The following is a 22,225-nucleotide window of genomic DNA, read 5'->3' as shown; positions in this document are numbered from 1 at the left end:
GAACTCGGCGAGCCGGTCCGCCAGGCCGGGCGGCTCGGCGCGGCCGCGCTCGACGCGCCGGTACGCCATGTACACCTGCTCGGTGAGCGAGTTCCAGGCCCGTACGCGCTCCTGGAAGGCGGCGGCCTCGGGCCAGTGGCCGGGGACGGTGTCGGTGTAGGCGGCGTGCAGGGCGCGGGAGCGGGCCAGCAGCCAGGTCTCCAGGGTGAGCCGGTGCAGCGCGGCGGCCCGGTCGGGGTGCCGTGCGTAGGCGTCGGCGTAGGCGTCCGTTGCGGCCTCGCCGGCGAGGTCGGTGCCGGGGGCGGGGGCCGCGGGGAGCGGGCCGGCGGCGAGCTCGGCGACCAGGACCGGGCCGCGGACGGCGGCCTCGAACTCCTCGGCGTCCAGCGTCCAGGTGCCGGGGCGGGCGCTGCCGTAGGGCGTCTCGTTGTGGTAGGCGTCGGTCACCGTGACGGTACCCGCCCCGGGGCCCGGGGCGGCCAGGAAGCTGTGCTCCAGGTGGCGCTGCCCGAAGTAGGGCACCCAGGGCAGGTGGTAGGCGTCGGCCACCACGTAGCAGCCCTCGCCCGGCCGGACGTCCACGCCGGACGTGGTGCGGAGCGGTGTGCGGACGGTCAGGCCCAGGTGCCGGGCCGCCTCGCCGAGGTGGTGTTCCACGGTGGGCTCGACGGTCGGCAGCCCGTCCGGGCCGGGCGCCGGGCGGAACCGCAGGGTCGCCCCGAGCCGCAGCCCGGTGCCGGGGCCGTGCAGCCGGTCGGCGAGCAGGGCGAGGTTGACCTGGACGCAGTCGAACAGCTCGGCCCGGAAGCGGGGATCGGCGGTCATGACGGCTCCGCCTCCCCGGACTCGGCGGCGTACCCGTCGGCCACCGCCCGGACGAGGTCGGCCACGGTGTGGAAGCCGCGCCCGGCGAAGAGGTCGTCGGGAAGCGCGAAGCCGAGCTCGTCCTCCAGCCGGACGAGGGTGCCGAGCAGTCGCATGGAGTTCAGCCGCAGCCGCTCGCCGGCCAGCGGCTCGTCGTCCGGCAGTGCGGCGCCGGACGGCTCCGCGCCGGACGGCTCCGCCTCGTCGAGCAGGACGCGTTTGACGCGTTCCGCGATGTCACGTCGGGCCAGTCGGATCGTCATGGGAGGGCTCCCGGGGGTGGCGGTTCGGAAAAGGGGGTCAGAGCTCGGCGAGGAACGCGTCGACGTGGCCGAGGAGCGGCCGGACGTGCGGTGCCCGGAAGGCCTCGAAGTGGCCGCAGTCCAGGGACCGCAGGGTCAGGTCGGGCATGCGGCGCAGCCAGGCGGCGACCTGGCGGTCGCGGTCTCCGTTCTCGCAGGTCACCAGGAGGGTCGGGCCCGGGCACGGGTGGTGTGCCGCGTGGTGGCCGGCGCATGCCTGGAGGTGGGCGTCCGCGGTGCGGGCCGCCCGCCGCTCCTCGTCGGCGCCGAGCGGGATCACCGAGGTGCCCAGGATCGACGCCCGCAGGCCGGCGTGCGGGGCGCCGTAGGCGGACCACGGCTCGGCGAAGCTGTCCACCATGGCCACCGCGGGCGCCGTGCCCCGCGCGGCCAGCCGCGCGGACAGCTCCCAGGCGAGCAGCCCGCCCAGGGACCAGCCGATCAGCACGTCCGGCACCCGGGGGAGCGTGTCCAGCAGCTCCAGATAGCGGTCCGTCATGGCGCCGATCGTGCGGTCCGGCTGCTCGCCGGGCAGCAGCCCTGCGGCGCGGATGCCGTGCACCGGGCCGCGCCGGGCCAGCCGGGTCACCAGACCGGCGTACGGGCCGAGGCCGCCGCCCGCCGGGTGCAGCAGGACGCTGTGCAGCGGGCCGGGGCGCCGGCCGAACGGCATGAGCAGCGGCTGGCTGTCGTGGGTGGTCGTCGCGGTCATCGTCAGCCTCCGCTCGCGGCGTTGGCCGGCTGCTGCGCGGCGGCCCGGTCGGTGTGCGGGACCCGCAGCCGGGCGACCACCTCGGCGACGGCGCTCGCGCCGACCACCACGAGGGCCAGGACCAGCGCGATCGTGCCGAAGTCGAGCACGTCCGACAGCCCGCCCGTGAGCAGGGTGCAGACGACCAGCAGCCCGTTGCCGGCGGCGTTGGTGAACGTCGTCACCCCCACCAGCTCGTCGGCCGGGCACTCCTGGATGATGTGCCCCTGCGCCACCGTGAAGGCGAACTCGAAGAGGAACAGGTAGAGGAAGTAGTACACGTACAGGCTCACCGCGCCGGAGGCGAACGGCAGCACGACCATCATCACCGCCGTCGCCGCGTTGACCAGCGCCCCCCGGTACGGGCCGAGGTCGATCTTCCGCAACAGCACCGGCACCGCGACCGAGCCCAGGACGAGCGCCAGACCGCTGACGATCTGGAGGTTCATCACCGCCGTGTCGCCCAGGTCCAGTACCCGGATGGGCAGCACCGTGCGGGCCGCGCTGTGGAAGCCCTGGAACACCCCGACGGCCGCGATCAGATACACCACCGCGAGGGCCAGTTGCCGCCGTCCGCGCAGCGCCCCGCCGACCTGGCGCAGCACGCCCTTGCGCGCACCGGACTGTGCGCGGGGGGCCGACACGGCGGGCAGCAGGCGGTAGCAGCAGGCCGACACCACGAACGTGCCGGCGTCGATGGCCGCCGCGACGACCACCGGGACGTGCCCGGCCAGCAGGCTGCCGAGCACACCGCCGGCCGCGCTGCCCAGGTAGTAGGAGTTGTTGAACGTGTAGGACGCCAGCTTCAGTTGCGGCCCGTCGAACAGCTGCCGGGCGTAGACCACGCGGGCCGTCTTGGTGATGCCCTCCAGCAGTCCGCGCACCAGGAAGCAGGCCAGCAGCGGCACGACCAGGTCGTGGGCGAGCAGGAAGCCGATGCCCAGCGAGACCGCCGCCCCGCCCAGTTCGCCGCAGACCACCGTGCGGCGCAGCCGCGCGCCCTCGCAGGCGCGGCGGATCAGGCCGACGAGGAGGATCGGCAGGACCCACTGGAAGCCGAAGACGGCCGAGGCGCCGAAGCCGGACCCGTTCTCCGTCAGCAGGCTGGAGGAGACGGTGAGCAGCAGGAAGAAGGTGCCGGTGGAGCTGATGAGCATGGCGGCCCACAGCACCAGGAAGCGTGACGAGGTGAACAGCTTCAGGCGTTCGGCACGGCCGGCCGGGGCGGTACCGCTCATGACGGCACCTCCGACGGGGCGACCGGGGTCAGGGCGAGGTCCAGCAGCTTCCCGATCTCCGCGCGGATGCCGGCGACCTTCGCCTCGGCCTCCGTGAAGCCTTCGGCGGTCACCCGCACCACGCCGTGGGTGGTGAAGTTGCCGTCCATGGGGGCGAGCCGCATGCCGGGGGCGATCGACGAGGAGCCGGAGTGCAGCCGGGGCCGGAACGCCTCGAACCAGTCGGCCGGCAGGTCCTGCCGCACGGTGTGTTCCTCGTCCACGGCCAGGAAGCTGTGGCTGGCGGCTCGCCGCACGGGGAACGGCCCGGCCGGCACGGGATTGCCCTCGAACAGCTCGACGAGCACCTCGAAGAGGTCGCAGTCGGTCGCGGCGCGGATGACCTCGGGGACGGTCCCGCCGGCGACGCGGGGGTTGACCTCGACCAGCCGGAAGCCGTCGCGGGTGAGGATGACCTCGGCGTGGAAGATGCCGAGGTCCAGCCCGAGCGCCCGGCAGACCCGCACGGCGTACTCGCCGAGCCCCCGCTCGTCCTCGGGGCCGAGCCCGGACGGCACGGTGGAGCCCAGCTCCAGCACCGGGTTGTCCCGGCCCGTCTTGCGGCGCACGGCCGCCAGGACGGTGAACGCGGTGCCGTCGGTGGCCACTTCCACGGAGAAGAGCGGCCCGACGGCCACCTCCTCGATGATGAACCGGCCGTCGACGTGGTAGGCGAGGCCGGGTTCGAGGGCCTCCCGGCGGGCGGTGGCCTGCCGGAAGTAGTCCGCCATCTCCTCCGGCGAGTGGACCATCGCGGTGACCGTCTTGGCCAGCCCGCTCACCGGCTTGACCACCACGGGGTAGCCGATGCGCTCCCCGGCCTCCAGGGCCGCGCCGGCCTCGGTGACCACCGCGTACTCCACGCTGGGGATCCGCTGCTCGCGCAGGATCCGGCGGCAGGCCTCCTTGTCGCGGGCCGCGTCGATGCCCGCCCGTGAGGTGCCGCGCGCGCCGGCGGCCTCGGCGAGGGCGGCGGCCGGGACGACGCACGGGTGCATGGTGGTCAGCGCGGCGTCGATGTCCGCGAGCCGCACCCCGGCGGCCTCCAGCGCGGCGATGACGGACGGGAGGTCGTGCGGGTCCTCCACCCGGATCGCCCGGTCGGCCAGCTCGCGGCTGTGCCGCCGCTGCTCGGGCGTGGCGAAGAAGTCGTAGCGGGGCGACCACACCAGCGTGGTCGTGTGGCCCTTCTTGCGGGCGTACTCCAGGGCCCGGTTGCCCAGTCCGGAGCACTCGACGAACACCAGGTGGCTCATGACCGGCCTCCCTTCGCCGCGGCGTGCAGACCGGCCTCCAGGTCGGCCTTGAGGTCCGCGGTGCCCTCCAGGCCGACCGAGAAGCGGATCAGGCCGGGCGTGACGCCCGCCGCCAGCCGCTGCTCGGGCGTGAGCTGGTAGTGGGTGGTGCTGGCGGGGTGGATGACCAGGCTGCGGACGTCACCGACGTTCGCGAGGTGGCTGATCAGCCGCAGCTCGTCGACGAACCGGGCGCCCGCCGTCAGACCGCCGACCAGCTCGAACGAGACGACCCCGCCCGCGCCGCGCGGCAGCATCCGCCGGGCCGTGCCGTACCAGGGGCTGGAGGACAGGCCCGGGTAGTGCACCGCCGTGACCTCCGGCCGGCCCTGGAGCCAGCGGGCCAGCTCCAGCGCGCTCTCGGAGTGCCGGGCCATGCGCAGCGACAGCGTCTCCAGGCCCTGGAGCACCAGGAAGCTGGTCAGCGGCGTGGTCGCCGGGCCGAAGTCGCGCAGCAGCCGCATGCGCAGCCGCCTGGCGTACGCGCCGGGCCCGTGCTCGTCCCAGAACCGCAGGCCGTGGAAGCTCGGGTCGGGCTCGTTGAAGCGCGGGAAGCGGTCGGCGTGCGCCCCGAAGTCGAACGTCCCGCAGTCGACGACGATCCCGCCGATCACCGTGCCGTGCCCGGAGAGGAACTTCGACGTGGAGTGCACCACGACGTCGGCGCCCAGCTCGGCCGGCCGCAGCAGGTACGGGGTGAGGCCGGTGTTGTCGAGGACGAACGGCACCCCGGCCTCGTGCGCGACGTCCGCGACGGCCCGCACGTCGATCAGGTTGTTGCGCGGATTGCCGATGGTCTCGCCGAAGACGGCCTTGGTGTTGGGCCGGATGGCGCGGCGCCAGGCGTCCGGGTCGTCGGTGTCGTCGACGAACGTCGTCTCGATGCCGTACTCGGGCAGGGTGTGGCGGAAGAGGTTGGACGTGCCGCCGTAGAGCGCGGAGCTGGAGACCACGTGGTCGCCCGCCCCCGCCAGGTTGAGCAGCGCCAGCGCGACCGCCGCGTGCCCCGAGCCCAGGGCCACCGCCTCGACGGCGCCCTCCAGCGCGGCGACGCGGGTCTCCAGCGCCTCGTGCGTCGGGTTCTGGATGCGGGTGTAGATGTTCCCCTTCTCCTCCTGGTTGAACAGCCGCGCCGCGTGGGCGGTGTCCCGGAAGACGAAGGAGCCGGTCTGGTAGATCGGTACGGCCCGGGCGCCGGTCGTGGGGTCCGGTGCCGTGCCGGCGTGTATCTGGCGGGTCTCGAAGGACCACGTCGTATGGTCGGCCAGATCCGGTCCGGGAGGTCCGGAGATTCCGCCGCTCATTACTGCTCCCTGAATTCGCTTTGTTATTGCAGAGACGGGTGGTGGGGGGATGGAGAGGTCCGGGATTTCGGATCAGCGGAGTACGTCCGCGAGTACGGCGCGCACCTGTTCGTCCTCGACGAGGAACGCGTCGTGGCCGATGGGGGAGTCGATGACACCGAAATGGGAGCAGTGCGGCAGGCTTTCGGCGAGCGCGCGCTGCTCGTGCAGCGGGAAGAGACGGTCACTGGGAATGCCGGCCACCACCGAGCGGGCGCGCACCCGCCGCAGGGCGGCCGCCACGCCGCCGCGGTCCCGGCCGACGTCGTGGTGGTTCATGGCCTCGGTGAGCGTGACGTAGCTGCCGGCGTCGAAGCGCCGCACGAGTTTGTCCGCGTGGTGGTCGAGATAGGACTCGATCGCGTACCGGCCGCAGTCCTGCGACCGGCGGCCGAAGCGCTGGTCCAGCTCGTGCTCGCCCCGGTAGGTGATGTGGGCGATGCGGCGGGCGATGCCCAGGCCGTGGTGCGGGCCCTGGCCGGGCGGGGCCTCGTGGTAGTCGCCGCCGCGCCAGCCGGGATCGCTGCGGATGGCCAGCAACTGCGGCGCCGACCAGGCGATCTGCGTCGCCGAAGCGGCGGCCGAGCAGGCCAGCAGGCCCAGCGTGCGGACCCGCTCCGGGTGGCCGACCGCCCACTCCAGGGCCCGCATGCCGCCCATCGAGCCGCCGATCACCGCCGCCCAGGACTCGACGCCCAGCGCGTCGGCCAGCGCCACCTCGGCGTTGACCTGGTCCCGCACCGTGATGGCCGGGAACCGGCTGCCCCACGGCCGGCCGTCGGGGGCCGCCGAGGCCGGCCCGGTGCTGCCCTGGCAGCCGCCCAGCACGTTGGGCGCCACGAGAAACCAGCGGTCGGTGTCCAGCGGCTTGCCGGGCCCCACCCAGTGGTCCCACCAGCCGGGCGTCGGATGCCCCGGCCCGGGCGGCCCGCTCACATGGCTGTCCCCGGTCAGCGCGTGCAGCAGCAGCACGGCGTTCGACCCGTCCGGCGCCGGCCGCCCCCACGTCTCGTAGGCGATGCGCACCCCGGGCAGCTCCCCACCCGCCTCCAGCCGCAGCGGCGAGGCCAGCGTGACCCACTTCCTGCGCCCGGCCGGCTTCCCCTCGCACCACGCTCCTGACGGGGGAGGTGGGGCTTCGGTTGCGAGGGATAAAGAACTGGTGCGCTGAGTCATTAGTTTTTCCATGGCTTGGCCTCTTGGCTTCCGTTCAGGCCCGATCGAAGGTCATTTCGCTCGGAACGCCGGCAGGAGAGCGTTCGACGGAAATCCTGTTGGCGCGGATTCCCGACGGCCAAGGCGGCCCGGAAAACAATGTCAGTTGACGGCGGACATGACATGGCGCGGCGGCTCGTTCGTCACGTACCGGGTGGTCGGACGGCCGGCCTCGCCCCCGGCGTCACCCGGTAGGGGCAGGATGGCCGGTGAGGCCTGCATGCGGGGTGGCGGGCGCGCTATGGTGATGGAGCCTGGCGCTCGTGGCCGGGCCGTACGGCTTCGGACCGGATCTTCCGGGTCGTACGGGAACGGAAGAAGGGCCCCGCCCGGACCGGAATTCCAGACGAGGCCCCAGGGCTTGTGGCCCTCGGCTTGGGTCGTGCTAGCCGAGGGTCAGCCCCTCCGCATCCACTCCCTCACCTTCCGCGCGATGCGCTTCCAGATCGACGGGCGTGGCTTGCGGTGGCGTCCGGTCACGGAGCGCCCCCCTTTCGACGCGGCCAAGATCCGGTGACCGCTACCGGAGGAACCCGATGTCCGGGCCCCCCGCGAACCGACGAACAGTCGGTCCCTCCATGAAGGGGGGCGCCCCGAAGGACGCCACGGCACACATTACGCCCAGCGGTTGCCAACTCCGCCCGTAAGTAAGGAATATCGCCGGATCAGGTGAAAATGGAACCGCGCTACAGCGCCCGCCCCAGCGTCACCCCCGCGTACGCCGCCGCGAGGCCGAGGGCCACGCTCGCCGCCGCGTTCGCCAGTGCGTAACCCCTCGCGCCGTCCTCCGCCAGGCGCAGGGTCTCGTACGAGAACGTCGAGTACGTCGTCAGGGCGCCGCAGAAGCCCGTGCTCAGCAGGAGGCGCAGGCGTTCCGGGGCCGCCGCGCCCGTCAGGGTGCCGAGGATCAGGCAGCCCACGACGTTGACGACGAAGGTGCCCCAGGGGAAGACGGAGTCGTGCCGGGACTGCACGGCGCGGTCGGTGAGGTAACGCAGGGGGGCGCCCACCATCGCGCCGGCGATGACGAGGAGCCAGTTCACGGGGTGCGTGTCCCCCGCTCCCGGTGGTGCAGGACCGCCACCTCGTCCAGCAGGACCAGCCCGCCGCGCATCTCGTCGGCCAGCTCCTCCAGTTCGGGCAGGAACGCCCGTACCCGCTCCTCCGTGTCCACGATCACCACCGCGACCGGCAGGTCCTCGCTCAGTGACAGCAGCCGCGAGGTGTGGATCCGCGAGGACGCGCCGAAGCCCTCGATGCCGCGGAAGACGCTCGCGCCCGCGAGGCCGGCCGCGTGCGCGCGGTGGACGATGTGGGAGTAGAGGGGGCGGCCGTGGGAGGTGTCGGACTCGCCCAGGAGGACCGTCACCCGCAGCGCGTTGCCCTGGAGCCTCATCCGCGCCTCCCGGTCAGCAGCCGCCGGGTGAGCGCGGCGGCGGCCCACACCGCCGCCAGCGCGGCGAGCAGCGTGCCGGCCGCGTAGGCGACGCCCGTCGCCACCCGCCCGGTGTCGAACAGCTGCTGGGTCTCCACCGCGTAGGTGGAGAAGGTGGTGAAGCCGCCGAGCACCCCCGTGCCCAGGAAGGGGCGGGTCAGCCGGTGCGCGGTGGGGCGCTCGGCGATGCTCACCAGCAGGACGCCGATCAGGGCGCAGCCGAGCGCATTGATCAGCAGGGTCGTCCAGGGGAAGTGCCCCGGGGCGGTCGGCCACAGCAGCCCCGCGCCGTGGCGCGCGACCGCGCCGATCGCGCCGCCGGCCGAGACCGCGCAGACCACCGGCCCCTGGCCGGGGGCGGCGGTGCGCCGGGGAACGGGCGGGGCGTCCGCCGTCACCGCTGGTCGTGTGGGAGCCACGAGGCCCAGGCTAGCCCCCCGCGACCCCGACGGCCGCCAGCACCGCCTCCGCGCGGTCCGCGTCCATCAGCCACTCGCGGTAGCCCGCGGGGTCGGCGAAGCCGTTGACGTAGCGGTGGGCGATGTCCGGGTGCTCGGCGGCCGCCGTCAGCAGTCGCCGGACGTGCTCGGGCAGCGGCGACAGGAGCAGGTTGGTGAAGGCGTTGACGTGCCGCGCGTGCTCCCAGTACGCCGCGAACGCCTCGTGCATCCAGGCCCGGTCGAAGGCCGCGTCGCCCCGCTGAAGGATCGAGGCCAGGTAGTGCGCCGCGCTGCGCGCCGCGTTGTTGGCCCCCTGCCCGCTGATGGGGTCGTTCAGCACGACCGCGTCCGCCATGCCCAGCACGTGCAGCCCGTCCCCGACCTCGGCCACCGGATGCCGGACGATCGGTGAGACCGCGCCGGCCAGCCCGGCCCCCGCGTCCGTCGGCTCGGCACCGGAGAGCAGCGCGGCCTCCCACGGCGCGTACGTCGCCAGCAGCTCGCGCGAGCGCGCCAGCAGCGCGCCCGGATCGGAGCCCGTCTCGCGCCAGCAGTCCAGCGGACCGCCCGGCACGCCCTCCCACAGCAGGATGTGGCACGCGCCCGAACCGGTGAGCGCGGGCAGCACGAAGAACTCGCCGATCTCCGGGAAGGAGCACATGCGCAGACAGGACGGCGGCAACTGCTGGTACGGCGCCATTCCGTGCACGTACACGCACGCCACGACCCGGCGCGGGCCGTCGAACGGGCTGTGCCGCTCGTCCCGGCCGAAGATCCGCGACAGCGGGCCGGCCCCGGTGGCGACGACCGTCAGATCGTGCGCGGCCGCCAGCGGCGCCAGCTCCTCCGGGGCGAGCGAGCGGTACTCCACCCGGCCGCCGCGCTCCGACAGGAGCTCCAGCCACCGCGCCGTCTTCACGCGCTGGTCGACCGACTGGGCGGGCGCGTCCAGCGGGGCGGTGATCGTGCGCACCACCGAGCCCGGCGGGCTGACGGTCGCCAGGCAGACCCCGTCGATCCGCGGCACCGCGCCGTCCCACAGGTTCAGCCCCGCCGCCCGCTCCAGGGCCAGCGCCGGCCCGTACATCAGCTGCGTGGACATCACCCGGCCCGTCCGCAGCTCCTCGGGCGCACGGGCGGAGACCACCGTCACCTCGTACCCGGCGGCCCGTAGGCCCAGGGCCAGTTGCAGGCCCGCCTGGCCCGCGCCCACGATCGCGATCCGCCGCATCCTCCGCCTCCCGCGTCCGTCCACCGGAACCCCACCCGTTGTAGCCGCGGGCGCCACACCCTGTACAGACGGCACACGAGGGAAGATCCGCGGGCGGCGCACCCGCCGTCCGGGGGCTCGCGAAACCGAGGGTCTGTCAGGTCGGTGGTGGGCGCAACGAACTGCCCGCCGCGAGGCGCTTCACATCGGTGCTGGTCAGCGCGGGGGCGCACAGGGGCGCACACGGCGCGCACGCCGAGTTGGCAGGAAACCGGCGCTTCCGCCACGCCGTGTTGGGCAGTCTTTCGCCGGTCACCCCTCCGCCGTCGTCGAGCGGGGCCGCGGCCCGTCAGGCACGGTCGATGACCACTACCGATGCAGGGAGGTACACGATGACGAAGCAACCGCCGCTGCCGCGCTCCGTCGCGCCCCGGAACCCGTGCCCGCAGCGGCAGCGCGCCGAGCTGCTCGACCGGGTCGAGGAGCGGCTGCGCGGTCTGTTCCAGGAGGAACACCGCCTGTGGCGCACCGCCGACGCGCGCGGCGCCGGGCTGATCGAATCCCTCGCCGAGCTCGTCGGTGCCGGGAGCGACCGGGTGCGCCCGGTCATCTTCCTCACCGGCTACCTCGCGGCGGGCGGCGACCCCGAGGCGCCCGAGCCGATCGACGCGGCCGCCGCGCTCGAACTCCTCGACACCTGCACCCTCATCCGCGGCGACGTCCGGGACAACGCCGCCCTGCGGAACGGCATACCCACCCTGCACATCAGCCGCGCCGCCGAGCACGAGCGCGGCGGCTGGGCGGGGGAGCCGCGCCGCTTCGGCGACTCCAGCGCCACCCTCGCCGGAGACCTGGCGCTCGCCCTCGCCGACCGCCTCGCCTGCGGGCTGCCCGACGAACCCCGGCGGATCTGGGACGAACTGCGGCTGGAACGCACCATCGGCAGCTACGCGCACGAGGCCGCGACCGCGGAGTACCTGGACGACCCCTGGCCCGGGCGCTGCGTGTCCGGCTGCGACCGGGGCTGCACGGCCGGCTGGTACTGCCTGCGGCATCCCCTGCGCATGGCCGCCGCGCTCGCCGCGCGCCCCGACCTCGACGCCTCGTACGACGCGTACGCGCGTCCCCTGCACGCCGCCTGGCGGCTGCGCGGTTTCCTCGACGGCGGGCCGGAGTACGCCTGGGACGCGCAGCTGCTGCGCGAGATCCTGGTGGCCCCGGAGGAGCTGGACGACACCGAGCGCGTGATCGGCGAGCTCGTCGAGCGGTCCTGCCGTACGGCCGCCACGTCCCCGCTGGCCTCCGGCTGGCACGAGGAGCTGGCGACGTTCGCCACGCGCGTGGCCGCGCTCGACGGATGACCGGCGGGGCTCAGCCCCGGCGGCGGCGCGGCAGTAGTTTGCCGAGCGTCTGGGCGGCGGGCGTCTGCTTGAGGACGAAGATGGTGGCGATGGAGGTGGCGGGCACCCCACAGACCACGCAGCCGTAGCCCGCCTCGCCCATATGGGCCATTTCGTAACCCAGCTTCAGGAACGCCAGGACGAGACCGCCCGCGACGAGAATTCCCAGTGCGGTGGTCGCATTACTGAGAATTCCCTCCAGGCGTTGGGTGCGGGCCTGGTAGTTCATGGCCCGCACGGCCCTGCGCAGACTGCGCGGCGGTACGCCGTCGAGCATTTTCGCCAGCTCGATGAGCTGATCGAGCCGGTCCTCGGATCTTCCGTCCGGGAGTTTTCCGGTGGCCGCCGCCCCCACCGTTCCGGTGCCGTTCGCCGCGGCCGTTCCCGTGCCGGTCACCGGGCCGGCGTCGGTTCCGTTGGTGTCCGATATCAATGCGTCTCACTCCCCACGTCCGAGGGTTGCCGGCGCAGTGCCCTGGCCATCAGCTGGAGCTCGGCCGCGCGGTGGAAGGTGAGGCGCGCCCGCCGGACCCGCGCCGCGCGGACCGCGGACCGCCGCCGGGCGGCGGCGAGCAGCAGGGCGAGCGCGACGGCGCCCCAGCAGGCGGACCCGGCGCCGACGGCCACCACGGGCCACACGGCGTCGCTGGAGAAGGCCACCGCGCCGAACACCGGCGTCGCGCCGAGGGTCAGCCCGAGGGCCGTCAGGCCGGCGAACCCCAGACCGGCGCGGCTCCGCCGGGGGCGCACCGCGCGGGCCCTGACGGCGGTGAGCCGCCGGTCCTCCTCCGCCCGCAGCGCCGCGACGAGGGCGCCGACCCGGTCCCCGAGGTCGGGCACCCGCCGGGCGGCGAGCGGTGGGCGGGGGCGGGCGGGCAGCACCTGCCCGGTCGGATCGAGGACGCTGCGTATACCTAAGAAAAAATCATTGACGAGCATGGGAGCCCCCCGAGCCGCGATGGATTCCAGCCAAAGTTAGCAGAGCTTCAACAGGCCGGGAATCGCTTGCGCATGATTGGGCCTTATCATCTCGCGATGATCCCCAGATATTGATTTAAGAAACGATTCTGCGCCCTTCGCGGGGTCGCCGGGCAAGCCGCGTCATGACCGTTTCGGGGTCATTCGACGCGTCCTCCAGTTCGAATTCCAGGGTGGCCGGCGACCTGCTCCGGATGGACGAACCGGCAGGTCACCCGGACGCTTCGTAAACGAAACCTTTGAGTTGCCCGGGCGTTTATCCGGGCTCCCGGGCCGCAGTGACCGGGAGCCCGTCCCGACCGATGTACGACCAGCAAAGGTGTCTGTCCATGTCACGAATCGCAAAAGCCGCGGTGGCCACGGCCGCCGTCGGTGCCACGCTCGCCGCGGCCGCCGGAAGCGCGGTCGCCGACGCCGACGCCGGAGGCGTCGCCCAGCACTCTCCGGGTGTCATTTCGGGCAACGTCATCCAGGTCCCGATCCACGTCCCGATCAACATCTGCGGGAACAGCATCGACATCATCATCGGGCTGCTCAACGCGACGTCCGGCAACGTCTGCATCAACGACTGACGTACCGCCGGCTCCGTCCGGCCCCGTGTGGCGCCCCCGGCTCCGGCCGGCGGGCGCCACGCGTATGACGTCCCGTCCGCCGGGTCATCATTACTGTGCGCACGGGACTGCGCGCACGGGGAGACCCGCCAGGGGGAGCACAGGGGGATTCAAGGGGGGCGGCACCATGACGACGGCCGGAGGTTCCGCGTCGCGCCGGGCCCAGGAGGCCCGGCGGCAGGAGAGGGAGCTGCGCGAGCAGCTGGCGGCGGCCCAGCGGGAGGCACGCCGGTGGGAGGCCGCGAGCGAGGGGGAACGCCGGGTCGCGGCCCAGCTGCTGATGCTCACCCGGCGCGGCTGGCGGCTGCTGGTGGACCGCCGCTGGCCGGGCACGCGATCGGCCAACGTCGACATGCTGCTGGTCGGACCGGGCGGGGTCTTCGTCGTCGACGTCAAGAACTGGCGGGACGCCCCCGTCGTCTCCGACGGCCGGCTCATGGCGGGCGGGCAGCGCCGCGACACCGAGATCGGCAAGCTCCTCGCCGTCACGCGCGTGGCGGAGGGCGCGGTCGCCTCGCTCGGACTGTCGCCCGTGGCCGTGCAGCCGCTGATGGTCTTCGCCGGACGCTCCTGCGACGGCTCCCTCGGCCGGGTACGGCTGCTCGGCGAGCGCGAGGTGGGCCCGAAACTGCTCGCCGCCCGCGCACGGCTGAGCGCGCCCGGGGTGCGCGCGACGGCGAACCACCTGGAGGAGGTCTTCCCGGCCTACGAGAACTCCTCCGTGCGCGACGGGCCGGCACCCGCCCCCGCCGCGGCGGACGACGCGCTGTTCGACCTCGACGGGCTGCGCGAGGCCGCCCTGAACGCCGCCCGGAGCGGTCCGATCGAGCAGTGGATGACCTTCCTCCACCCCGATCAGGTCGCCCTCGTGCGCCGCAACTGGTCGGGCCCGGCCCGCATCAGCGGCCCGGCCGGCACCGGCAAGACCGTGGTCGGCCTGCACCGCGCCGCGCACCTCGCCCAGCGCACCAGCGGCCGCGTCCTGTACGTCACCTTCGCCGCCAACCTGCCGCGCGTGCAGAGCACCTTCCTGCACACGATGTCCCCGGCCGTCGCCGACCGCGTGGAGTTCCGCAGCCTGCACTCCTGGGCCCAGCGCTTCCTCGACGAACGGGGCGTGCCGCACCGGCTGAACCGCGACCGCGCGGAGGACGCCTTCAGCCGCGCCTGGCTGCACCGCGGCCGGCCCAGCGTGCTGTCCGCCATCGACCCCTCCTCGCGCTACTGGCGCGAGGAGATCGACTACGTCATAAAGGGCCGCGGCATCACCCGCTTCGAGGAGTACGCCACGCTCCGCCGCGTCCGCCGCCGGACGAACCTGCGGCGCGCGCACCGGGAGGCGGTCTGGGCGCTGTTCGAGGAGTACGAGCGCGCCCGCACCGAGCGCGGCGTGCACGACTTCAACGACATCCTCAGCCTCGCCCTCGCCGAGGCGCGGTCCCGGCCCGGCCGCTCGCCGTACGCCGCCGTGATCGCGGACGAGGTGCAGGACCTCACGCTCGTCGGCGTGCGGCTGCTGCACGCGCTCGTCGGCGACGCGCCCAACGGCCTGCTGCTCGTCGGGGACGGCCAGCAGGCCGTCTACCCCGGCGGCTACCGGCTCGCCGACGCCGGCATCGACGTGCGCGGCGACCGCGGTCAGGTGCTGCGCGTGAACTACCGCAACGCCAAGCACATCCTCGACGCCGCGCTGGCCGTCGTCGCCGAGGACGCCTTCGACGACATCGACGGCAGCAGCAGCCCGGGCCGCCGCGAGGTCGACCTCACCTACCACGGCGGCCAGGTCGTGCGCTGCCTCAGCCGCACGCCCGCCGAGCAGGACGCGGCACTGCTCGCGGCCCTGCGCGAACGCGGCCCGGCCGGCTGGCCCGACTCGGCCGTCCTGTGCCGCTCCAACCGCGAACTGGGCCGCTACCACCGGCTGCTCACCCGCGCCGGCGTGCCGGTGTGCCCGCTGGAGCACTACGACGGGCTGCCGGTCGAGGGGGTCAAGCTCGGCAGCTACCACAAGGCCAAGGGCCTGGAGTTCAAACACGTCTACCTGCCCGACCACGACGCCCCCGCGACCCCCGTGACACCCGCGGTCGACGCCGACATCGCCGAGGAGCTCCGCGAGCTCTTCCGCGCCCAGCTCTTCGTCGCGATGACCCGGGCCCGTGACAGCCTCTGGCTGGGCTCGGTCGTGCGCGACGCGCCACCGGGGCTCGGCTGACGTCCGGGCGGCGTCCGGGCGGCGTCCGGGCCGGCGTCCGGACCGGCGTCCGGGCCCGCGTCCGGTTGGACAGGAACTGACCGAAAATTGGGGTGAAGACTCGGACATTGCACGGTATTCTGCGCCAGGAGGCCGGCGTTCATCGGACCCGTCCCGGCATCCCACCCGACCCGGAACGCCCCTTCATGCGACTGATTCACGTGCGCCTGCGGACCCACCGGACGCTGCCGCACCCCGACACCATCGCGGCCTGGCTGAAAGGCGCGTGCGCCCCGGCGGACGGGCTGGAGCACGTGAGCGTCCACGTGACCGGCAGCGGGGAGCTCACCCTCGGGCTCTTCCTCGGCGTCCCGGACCTGCTGGAGGCCGAGCGCTCGGCCCTCCGGCTGGCCCGGCTCTCCCTGCGCGGGGGGCCGTTGCGGGATTCCGTGCTCGTCGCCTGCGGCGCCGTGCTGGTGCCCTCCTACTACGACCGGCTGCTCGCCGGTGCCCCGTTCGAGGACGGAACGGGTCAGGACCGCAAGCGTCCAGGAGACCTGCCTTCAGATCGGCCGGATGTGGCGCAAGACTGAGCCGCCCGGAGGCCGGCATCGCCCGGCCGCCGGGCGGTTCCAGTCTTAGGGGGAAAGTCCACAGTGCTTGGTTCGCAGACGACGCAGACGGCGGGCGGAGACATCGCAGGCATCATCCGGGACGCGCGGGCCCGCTGCGGGGTCAGCCAGCGGGCGGTGGTGGAGAGATCCGGCATCAGCCTGCGCACGCTGCGCGAGATCGAGCAGGGCCGGGTCCGCGCCCCGCGCGCCAGCTCGCTCAGACGGCTGGCGGAAGTGCTGCACGAGCCCCGCCTGTTCACCCACATGACCGGCGAGACGCTGCGCGGCGAGGCCGTCTACACGGCCGACGACCCGCTGCTGCTGGGCGTCCTCGGCCGGCTGTCGGTCACCCGGGGCGCGGCCGAGCTGGCCGCCGGCACCCCGAAGCAGCAGAGCCTGCTCGGCCTGCTGGCCCTCCGCGCCAACCAGGTCGTCGAACGGGACGAGATCGTCGACATCCTCTGGGGCGACGACATCCCCGACTCCTTCGGCCAGTTGATCCACACCTACGTCTACCGCATCCGCCAGCTGCTGGACGCGCACATTCCCGCCACGGGCGGACGCATGCTCCTCGCCCGCCGCGCCACCGGCTACGAGCTCCAGGTGCCCGAGCGCGGCCGGCTCGACCTGCTCGAATTCCGCCGGCTGGCCCGGCAGGCGGCCGACATGCGCACCCTGGACGACCCCGAGACCGAACTCGACCTGCTCGGCGCGGTCCTGTCGCTGTGGCGCGGACCGGTGCTGGAGGGCATGCCGGCCGGGCTGCGGCAGCACCCCGTCGCCGTGGAGGCCGCCCAGCAGCGGGTGGCCTGCGCGCTGCGCTTCGCCGACCTCGTCCTCCCGCGGGGCCGGTACGACGAGGTCATCGACCAGCTCGCGCCGATCGCCCGCGCCAACCTCCTGCACGAGGGCGTGCACGCCCGCCTCGTCACGGCGCTGGCCGGCTCGGGACAGCGGGCCGCCGCGCTGGAGACCTTCGCGGCCGTCGACCGGCGGCTGCGCAACGACAGCGGCATCGGCGCCGGCGAGGAGCTGCGCACCGCACAGCTCGCCATCCTCAAGGCCGACGAGGAACGCCCCGTGCGGACGCCCGCGCGCATCCCCGCCGGCGAACCCCTCCGCCCGCTCCAGCTGCCGGTGGGCATCCGCGACTACGTCGACCGCGCGGAGCAGCAGCGGATCCTGCACCACCTCACCGGCCGGGGGCCGCAGGTGGCGTTCGGCGCGGCGCCCATCGCCGCGCTCTACGGACCGGCCGGCGCCGGCAAGTCGATCCTCACCGCCCGCATCGCCGCCTCCGCGCGGGGCGCCTTCCGGGACGGCGTGCTCCATGCCGAGCTGCGCGGCGGCGGACCGGACGAGATCCGCGTCCTGCTCGGCCGCTTCCTCGCCGCCCTCGGGGTGCCGGCCGAGTCCGTACCCGACGCCCTGCCGGGCCGGATCGCCCTGTACCGGGCGCTGCTGGCCAAGCGGCAGGTCCTCGTCGTCGTCGACGACGTGCCCGGCGAGCAGGCCGTGCGCCCGCTGGTGCCCGGGGGCGTGACCAGCGCTCTGCTCGTCGCCGGCCGCACCCCGCTGTCCGGACTGGAGGGCGCCCGGCACTTCCGGGTCTCCCCGTTCGACGACGAGCAGGCGACGACCCTGCTCGCCCGGATCGCGGGGGAGTCCCGGGTCCTCGCCGAGCGGGCCGCCGCCGAGCGGATCGCCCGGCTGTGCGGGCACCTGCCGCTGGCCCTGCGGATCGCCGGCATGCGGCTGGCCGCCCGCCCGCACTGGACGCTGGAGCGTCTCGCGCGGCGGCTGGAGGACGAGGAACACCGCCTCGACGAGCTGGCCATGGGCGACCTCGACGTCCGCGAACGGCTCGGCAGCGGGCTCGCGGCGCTCGACCCCCGGCTCAGCGAGGCGCTGCGCACGCTCGCCGCCCGCGGGACGTCCTTCACCATCCCGGGCGCCGCCGAGGCCCTCGGCCGCCCGCCGCGCGAGGCCGAGGACGTCCTGGAGGCCCTGGTCGACCGCCAGCTCCTGGAGGGCCCGGCCCGCTCCGGCGGGGAGTACGCCTTCCCGCCCCTGACCCGCATCCACGTCCGCGAGACGGCGGCGGCCTGAGGGGTCAGGAACACCACTCCTTGACCTTGGCGATCAGCTGCGCCTCCGTCTCGCCCTCGCCCGGCACCGGGACGACCTGGAGGTGGGTCACCCCGGCCGCCCGGTAGGCGGCGACGCGGTCCTTCACATAGCTCTCCGGGCCGCACAGCGTGGTGGCCTCCAGCAGGGCGTCCGGCACGGCCGCCGCCGCCCCGGCCCGGTCGCCCGCGAGGTACAGCCGCTGGATGGCGGCCGCCTCGCGGGCGTAGCCGTAGCGGCAGACCAGATCGTGGTAGAAGTTGTGCCCCGGGGCACCCATGCCGCCGATGAACAGGGCGAGTTGGCCCCGGGCGAGCTCGCGGGCGCGGGCCGCGTCCGGGCCGATGGCGAGCAGCCCGCCCGCCGAGATGCGCAGCGGGCCGAGCCGGGGGTCCCGGGCGGCCGCCCCGGCCGCCAGGCTCGGGCCCCACACCTGCTCGCACCACTCGGGCACGAAGAACATCGGCAGCCAGCCGTCGGCCGTCCCGGCCGCCATGCGCACGTTCTTCGGGCCCAGCGCCGCCACCCACACCGGCACGTCGGGCCGGACCGGCTCGGTCAGCAGCCGCATCGGGATGCCCAGGCCCAGCGCGCCGCCCTCGCCCTTCGGCAGCGGCATCCGCACCGTGCGGCCGTCGTACGTCACGGGCTTCTCGCGCCGCCACAGGGCGCGCATCACGTCGATCGTCTCCCGGGTGCGGGCGACGGGCGCGCAGTACGGCACGCCGTGCAGGCCCTCGACGACCTGCGGCCCCGAGGCGCCGACGCCCAGGTGGCAGCGGCCGCCGGAGAGGGCGTCGACACCGGCCGCGGTCATGGCGAGCACGGCGGGGGTGCGGGTGAAGGCCGACAGGATGCCGGAGCCGATGCCGATCCGCTCGGTGCGGGCGGCGATGAAGCCCATGAAGCTGGGGGCGTCGAAGCCGTACGCCTCCGGCACCCAGATCAGGTCCAGGCCCGCCTTCTCCAGCTCCGTCACGTTCCGCGCCGCCGCGACGATGTCGCCGTCGTACCGCAGCTGCATGGAGATCTGCATGTCGAATGGCTCCCGGGGCGGGTCAGGCGTGGCTGAGGACGAGGGCGGGCGCGTGCGGGTCCAGCTCGCGGAAGCCGCCCTCGGCGACGAGCTCGCGGACCCGGAACTTCTGGATCTTCCCCGAGGCGGTGAGCGGGAAGTCCCCGGCGAGGTACCAGCGGGCCGGGACCTTGTGCGGGGAGAGGTTCTCCTTGCAGCGCGCCACGATGTCCGCCACGTCGGGCACCGGGCCGGCACCGGCCGCCGGCTGGAGGACGGCGGCGACGATCTCGCCCCAGTTCTCGTCCGGCACGCCCACCACGACGGCCTCGCGCACGCCGGGGACGGTGCTCAGGAACTCCTCGATGGCGGCGGGGGAGATGTTCTCGCCGCCGCGGATGATGATGTCGTTGAGCCGGCCGTCGATGCGCACGGTGCCGCTCGCGTCCATGGAGCCGAGGTCGCCGGTGTGCAGCCAGCCGTCGGCGTCCACCTTGCGGGCCGTCGCCCCGGGATCGCCGTGGTAGGCGAGCATCTGCTGGTAACCGCGGGCGCATATCTCGCCCTTGACGCCCAGCGGCACCACCTCGCCGGTGTCCGGGTCGGTGATCTTCACCTCGACCTGCGGCAGCGGCCGGCCCACGGTGCTCGTCTTCTGCTCGGCCGAGTCGTCCGGCCGGGTCAGGGTGAGCACGGAGGCGAGCTCGGTCTGGCCGTAGAGGTTGAAGACGGTCGTGGAGAAGCGCTCCTCGGTCTCCGTGATGAGCTGCGCGCGCACCGGGGCGGCGCCGGTCAGCACGGCGGAGAGCACGGGCGGCTCCGCGACGCCGGCCGCCGCGTCGACGAGGGCGCCCAGGACGGTCGGCACACTGGTCAGCAGCGCCCCCGGGGACTCCCGCAGCACGTCGAGCAGCTGGGCCGGGGTGAAGCGCTCCAGCAGCGTGAACGTGCCGCCGGTCCACAGCGGGCCCAGGCAGGAGATGACGCAGCCCGCCGTGTGGAACATCGGCAACGGGCAGACGACCGTGGTCCCTTCCCGCACCCCGAGTCCCTCGAACGTCAGCCGGGCGACGTTGACCACGGCCCGGTGCGAGAGCAGCACGGCCTTGGGCGTGCCGGTCGTGCCGGACGTGAACTGCAACTGGGCGGGCACCCCCGCGTCGGTGATCTCCCGCTCGGACGGCAGCGGGCCGTCGCCCTTCAGGCTCTCCCAGGCGCCGAGCGGCACCACGTGCCGCAGGCCCGGCAGGCCGGGCGCGACCGCGCGCACCACCTCGGCCATGTCATAGGCGCGGCTGCGCTCCGCGTGCACGAGCATCTGTGCGCCGGAACTGCCGAGGGCGTGCCGCAATTCACCGGCGCGCAGTGTCGGATTCAGCGTCACCAGGGTCACTCCGGCGAGCGCGGCGGCATAGGCGAAGACCGGCCACTCGGGCACGTTCGGCGCCCAGATCGCGACCCGGCCGCCCAGCGGGACACGCTCTCGAATTCCGGCCGCGACGCTTTCCGCCTCGGCCAGCAATTGTGCGTACGTCCACCGCCGGCGCGGCCCCGCGGCTTCCGGGACGCCGACGAGCGCGACCGCGTCCGCGTGCTCGGCCGCCGCCTTGCGCAGCAGGGCGCCCACGGTGAGCGGGGAGAGCGGGACCGAGGTGTCCGCGGGGCGCGACGAGACGTCGAGAGGGGGCATGTACGGGCTCCTTGCGGGACGGCCGGACTGTGGCGGCACATCCTCGCCGCCGCTCACCCGCCCTGAAAAGAGGCAGCTGAGAATTCAGTGCGCCTTCAGAATTCGACGAGATTCCGGCCAGAATTCCTCCGGAAATTCCGGCGGTCCGGCGGTTAGGGTGCGCGCAATCCACACTGTTCCCCAGGCCCCCAAGGGAGTTCCCATGCCGCAGCCGGACTGGCCCGGACTGCGCGGTCTGCGCGTCCTCGATCTGTCCCGGCTGCTGCCGGGTGGCTTCGCGACCGTGATGATGGCCGACCTCGGCGCCGACGTGATCAAGGTCGAGAGCCCGGGCGACGGCGACTACGGCCGCAAGGTCGACCCCGACGCCTTCGCCGCCCTCAACCGCAACAAGCGCTCCGTCGTGCTCGACCTGCGCGAGGAGTCCGGCCGCGAGACGCTGCTGCGGCTCGTCGCCCGCAGCGACGCGGTGGTGGAGAGCTTCCGGCCCGGCGTGCTGGAGGGCATGGGCCTCGGCTACGAACGGCTGCGCGCGGCCAATCCGCGCGTCGTGCTCTGCTCGATCACCGGCTTCGGCCGCACCGGACCGTATGCGGCGCGCCCCGGCCACGACCTCAACTTCCTCGCCCTGTCGGGCTTCTTCGCCGTGCCGCACCGCACCGAGGGCACGGTCGACCGGGTCGGGGTGCGGGTCGCCGACCTGGCCGGCGCGATGTACGCGGCGTACGCCACCACGGTGGCGGTCGCGGCGGCCCGGGACACCGGCGAGGGCCAGCACCTCGACGTCTCCCTGCACGAGGCGGCCGCGGCCTGGTGCGGGCCGCTCGCCCTGCCCCTGCTGGAGCGGGCCGCGCCCGTGGACAGCCCGCTGGTCACCGGCGACAACGACGTCTTCGGGACGGCCGACGGGCGGCGGGTGGCGCTCGCCACGTTCGAGGACAAGTTCTGGCTGACCTTCCGCGGGGCCCTCGCCGGGGAGTTCCCGGAGCTCGCGGACGACTCCTACGACCGCCGCGCCGACCGGACGCGTGCGAAGCACGCGGTGCGTGCGCTGCTGACCGGCGTCTTCGCGCGCCGCGACCTCGCGTGGTGGACGGCGACGCTGTCCGGCCTCGACCTGCCGTGGGCCCCGGTCTACGAGGAGCCGGCCGAGTTCCTGGCCGACGAACACGTCAGGGCCCGCGCCCTGGTGGGCACGCTCCCGGCCTCCGCCACGGACGTCCCCCGCCGACAGGTGCGCTTCCCGGTCCTGTTCGGCGCGGGCCTCGACTCCCTGCGGACGGCCGCGCCGGGCCATGGCGAGCACACGGAGGAGATCCTGGCGGAACTGACCTGACCCCCTCCGGGGAGGGGCAGCCCGAAGGGCCCGTCCGGCGAGGACGGGCCCTTCGGTATCCCGGCACCGCCGGACCCCCGCCGCGGCGGGGGTCCGGCGGAATTAGTCAGCGCGGCCACGCGATGCCGACG

General features: G+C 74.1%; 21 protein-coding genes. 6 read left to right on the top strand and 15 right to left on the bottom strand.

Annotated elements, in window-relative coordinates; genetic code table 11:
- From AB0K09_RS10510 to AB0K09_RS10460, 11 genes are all read right to left on the bottom strand, one after another.
- Positions 1–825, bottom strand: an 825-nt coding sequence (locus tag AB0K09_RS10510; RefSeq protein WP_366064922.1) for a hypothetical protein, incomplete at its 3' end; no start/stop codon positions are given.
- A complete protein-coding gene (locus AB0K09_RS10505; protein ID WP_366064921.1) occupies positions 822–1,127 on the bottom strand; it encodes a phosphopantetheine-binding protein in 306 nt (101 codons plus the stop codon). The genes AB0K09_RS10505 and AB0K09_RS10510, both read right to left, overlap by 4 nt.
- A 37-nt stretch (positions 1,128–1,164) precedes the next feature.
- Positions 1,165–1,878 (bottom strand): thioesterase domain-containing protein, encoded by a 714-nt coding sequence (locus AB0K09_RS10500; protein ID WP_366064919.1) that lies wholly within the window; start codon positions 1,876–1,878, stop codon positions 1,165–1,167.
- 2 nt (positions 1,879–1,880) lie between these two features.
- Positions 1,881–3,155 (bottom strand): MFS transporter, encoded by a 1,275-nt coding sequence (locus tag AB0K09_RS10495; protein ID WP_366064918.1) that lies wholly within the window; start codon positions 3,153–3,155, stop codon positions 1,881–1,883.
- Positions 3,152–4,450: an ATP-grasp domain-containing protein gene (locus tag AB0K09_RS10490; protein WP_366064917.1), complete on the bottom strand. Its 1,299-nt coding sequence runs from the start codon at positions 4,448–4,450 to the stop codon at positions 3,152–3,154. The genes AB0K09_RS10495 and AB0K09_RS10490 overlap by 4 nt, the downstream gene beginning before the upstream one ends.
- Positions 4,447–5,793, bottom strand: coding sequence for a PLP-dependent transferase (locus AB0K09_RS10485; RefSeq protein ID WP_366064916.1), 1,347 nt, complete (start codon positions 5,791–5,793; stop codon positions 4,447–4,449). Before AB0K09_RS10485 ends, AB0K09_RS10490 begins: the two co-directional genes overlap by 4 nt.
- 72 nt (positions 5,794–5,865) lie before the next feature.
- Positions 5,866–7,008 carry a homoserine O-acetyltransferase gene (locus tag AB0K09_RS10480; RefSeq protein ID WP_366064915.1) on the bottom strand — a complete coding sequence of 381 codons (1,143 nt, stop codon included), beginning with the start codon at positions 7,006–7,008 and terminating at the stop codon, positions 5,866–5,868.
- A 725-nt stretch (positions 7,009–7,733) separates the two neighbouring features.
- Positions 7,734–8,090, bottom strand: a complete 357-nt coding sequence (gene crcB, locus AB0K09_RS10475) for a fluoride efflux transporter CrcB (protein ID WP_366064913.1) — start codon at positions 8,088–8,090, stop codon at positions 7,734–7,736.
- The gene (locus AB0K09_RS10470; RefSeq protein ID WP_366064912.1) at positions 8,087–8,443 is read right to left on the bottom strand and encodes a DUF190 domain-containing protein; all 357 of its coding nucleotides are present in this window, start codon (positions 8,441–8,443) and stop codon (positions 8,087–8,089) included. The genes crcB (AB0K09_RS10475) and AB0K09_RS10470 overlap by 4 nt, the downstream gene beginning before the upstream one ends.
- Positions 8,440–8,880, bottom strand: coding sequence for a fluoride efflux transporter CrcB (gene crcB / locus AB0K09_RS10465; RefSeq protein ID WP_366064923.1), 441 nt, complete (start codon positions 8,878–8,880; stop codon positions 8,440–8,442). The genes AB0K09_RS10470 and crcB (AB0K09_RS10465) overlap by 4 nt, the downstream gene beginning before the upstream one ends.
- A gap of 31 nt (positions 8,881–8,911) precedes the next feature.
- Positions 8,912–10,153 carry a styrene monooxygenase/indole monooxygenase family protein gene (locus AB0K09_RS10460; protein ID WP_366064911.1) on the bottom strand — a complete coding sequence of 414 codons (1,242 nt, stop codon included), beginning with the start codon at positions 10,151–10,153 and terminating at the stop codon, positions 8,912–8,914.
- A 371-nt stretch (positions 10,154–10,524) separates the two neighbouring features.
- Between AB0K09_RS10460 and AB0K09_RS10455 the strand changes: the two genes are divergently transcribed.
- Positions 10,525–11,493 carry a polyprenyl synthetase family protein gene (locus AB0K09_RS10455; RefSeq protein ID WP_366064910.1) on the top strand — a complete coding sequence of 323 codons (969 nt, stop codon included), beginning with the start codon at positions 10,525–10,527 and terminating at the stop codon, positions 11,491–11,493.
- Positions 11,494–11,503: 10 nt separating this feature from the next.
- Here the strand turns inward: AB0K09_RS10455 and AB0K09_RS10450 are convergent, their stop codons facing one another.
- Together AB0K09_RS10450 and AB0K09_RS10445 are read right to left on the bottom strand one after the other, a co-directional pair.
- Complete coding sequence (locus AB0K09_RS10450) at positions 11,504–11,929, bottom strand: hypothetical protein (RefSeq protein ID WP_366064909.1); 426 nt, start codon at positions 11,927–11,929, stop codon at positions 11,504–11,506.
- Between the two features lie 32 nt (positions 11,930–11,961).
- Complete coding sequence (locus AB0K09_RS10445; protein WP_366064908.1) at positions 11,962–12,471, bottom strand: hypothetical protein; 510 nt, start codon at positions 12,469–12,471, stop codon at positions 11,962–11,964.
- A 368-nt stretch (positions 12,472–12,839) separates the two neighbouring features.
- On the opposite strand from AB0K09_RS10445, the gene AB0K09_RS10440 reads away from it, so the two are divergent.
- The 4 genes from AB0K09_RS10440 to AB0K09_RS10425 all read left to right on the top strand — a co-directional run bounded on the left by AB0K09_RS10440 (position 12,840) and on the right by AB0K09_RS10425 (position 18,035).
- Positions 12,840–13,082, top strand: coding sequence for a chaplin (locus AB0K09_RS10440; RefSeq protein WP_366064907.1), 243 nt, complete (start codon positions 12,840–12,842; stop codon positions 13,080–13,082).
- A gap of 166 nt (positions 13,083–13,248) precedes the next feature.
- Positions 13,249–15,333 carry a UvrD-helicase domain-containing protein gene (locus tag AB0K09_RS10435; protein ID WP_366064906.1) on the top strand — a complete coding sequence of 695 codons (2,085 nt, stop codon included), beginning with the start codon at positions 13,249–13,251 and terminating at the stop codon, positions 15,331–15,333.
- A gap of 185 nt (positions 15,334–15,518) precedes the next feature.
- Positions 15,519–15,905, top strand: a complete 387-nt coding sequence (locus tag AB0K09_RS10430) for a hypothetical protein (protein ID WP_366064905.1) — start codon at positions 15,519–15,521, stop codon at positions 15,903–15,905.
- 63 nt (positions 15,906–15,968) lie between these two features.
- Entirely contained in the window at positions 15,969–18,035 is a 2,067-nt protein-coding gene (locus AB0K09_RS10425; RefSeq protein WP_366064904.1) for a BTAD domain-containing putative transcriptional regulator, read from the top strand.
- 4 nt (positions 18,036–18,039) lie between these two features.
- Here the strand turns inward: AB0K09_RS10425 and AB0K09_RS10420 are convergent, their stop codons facing one another.
- Together AB0K09_RS10420 and AB0K09_RS10415 are read right to left on the bottom strand one after the other, a co-directional pair.
- Positions 18,040–19,089, bottom strand: coding sequence for an LLM class F420-dependent oxidoreductase (locus AB0K09_RS10420; protein ID WP_366064903.1), 1,050 nt, complete (start codon positions 19,087–19,089; stop codon positions 18,040–18,042).
- A gap of 22 nt (positions 19,090–19,111) precedes the next feature.
- Entirely contained in the window at positions 19,112–20,758 is a 1,647-nt protein-coding gene (locus tag AB0K09_RS10415; RefSeq protein ID WP_366064902.1) for an AMP-binding protein, read from the bottom strand.
- A gap of 202 nt (positions 20,759–20,960) precedes the next feature.
- Between AB0K09_RS10415 and AB0K09_RS10410 the strand changes: the two genes are divergently transcribed.
- Positions 20,961–22,094 (top strand): CoA transferase, encoded by a 1,134-nt coding sequence (locus AB0K09_RS10410; protein ID WP_366064901.1) that lies wholly within the window; start codon positions 20,961–20,963, stop codon positions 22,092–22,094.
- Positions 22,095–22,225: the final 131 nt, after the last annotated feature.

The organism is Streptomyces sp. NPDC049577, from assembly GCF_040675635.1.
Taxonomy (GTDB): Bacteria; Actinomycetota; Actinomycetes; order Streptomycetales; family Streptomycetaceae; genus Streptomyces.
This window is presented reverse-complemented; position numbering and strand designations above follow the sequence as displayed.

Bases quoted from the DNA above. Each gene is read 5' to 3' on its own strand.
- AB0K09_RS10505 (WP_366064921.1), bottom strand. From the start codon at position 1,127: ATGACGATCCGACTGGCCCGACGTGACATCGCGGAACGCGTCAAACGC.
- AB0K09_RS10500 (WP_366064919.1), bottom strand. From the start codon at position 1,878: ATGACCGCGACGACCACCCACGACAGCCAGCCGCTGCTCATGCCGTTC.
- AB0K09_RS10495 (WP_366064918.1), bottom strand. From the start codon at position 3,155: ATGAGCGGTACCGCCCCGGCCGGCCGTGCCGAACGCCTGAAGCTGTTC.
- AB0K09_RS10490 (WP_366064917.1), bottom strand. From the start codon at position 4,450: ATGAGCCACCTGGTGTTCGTCGAGTGCTCCGGACTGGGCAACCGGGCC.
- AB0K09_RS10485 (WP_366064916.1), bottom strand. From the start codon at position 5,793: ATGAGCGGCGGAATCTCCGGACCTCCCGGACCGGATCTGGCCGACCAT.
- AB0K09_RS10480 (WP_366064915.1), bottom strand. From the start codon at position 7,008: ATGACTCAGCGCACCAGTTCTTTATCCCTCGCAACCGAAGCCCCACCT.
- AB0K09_RS10470 (WP_366064912.1), bottom strand. From the start codon at position 8,443: ATGAGGCTCCAGGGCAACGCGCTGCGGGTGACGGTCCTCCTGGGCGAG.
- AB0K09_RS10460 (WP_366064911.1), bottom strand. From the start codon at position 10,153: ATGCGGCGGATCGCGATCGTGGGCGCGGGCCAGGCGGGCCTGCAACTG.
- AB0K09_RS10455 (WP_366064910.1), top strand. From the start codon at position 10,525: ATGACGAAGCAACCGCCGCTGCCGCGCTCCGTCGCGCCCCGGAACCCG.
- AB0K09_RS10445 (WP_366064908.1), bottom strand. From the start codon at position 12,471: ATGCTCGTCAATGATTTTTTCTTAGGTATACGCAGCGTCCTCGATCCG.
- AB0K09_RS10440 (WP_366064907.1), top strand. From the start codon at position 12,840: ATGTCACGAATCGCAAAAGCCGCGGTGGCCACGGCCGCCGTCGGTGCC.
- AB0K09_RS10435 (WP_366064906.1), top strand. From the start codon at position 13,249: ATGACGACGGCCGGAGGTTCCGCGTCGCGCCGGGCCCAGGAGGCCCGG.
- AB0K09_RS10430 (WP_366064905.1), top strand. From the start codon at position 15,519: ATGCGACTGATTCACGTGCGCCTGCGGACCCACCGGACGCTGCCGCAC.
- AB0K09_RS10420 (WP_366064903.1), bottom strand. From the start codon at position 19,089: ATGCAGATCTCCATGCAGCTGCGGTACGACGGCGACATCGTCGCGGCG.
- AB0K09_RS10415 (WP_366064902.1), bottom strand. From the start codon at position 20,758: ATGCCCCCTCTCGACGTCTCGTCGCGCCCCGCGGACACCTCGGTCCCG.
- AB0K09_RS10410 (WP_366064901.1), top strand. From the start codon at position 20,961: ATGCCGCAGCCGGACTGGCCCGGACTGCGCGGTCTGCGCGTCCTCGAT.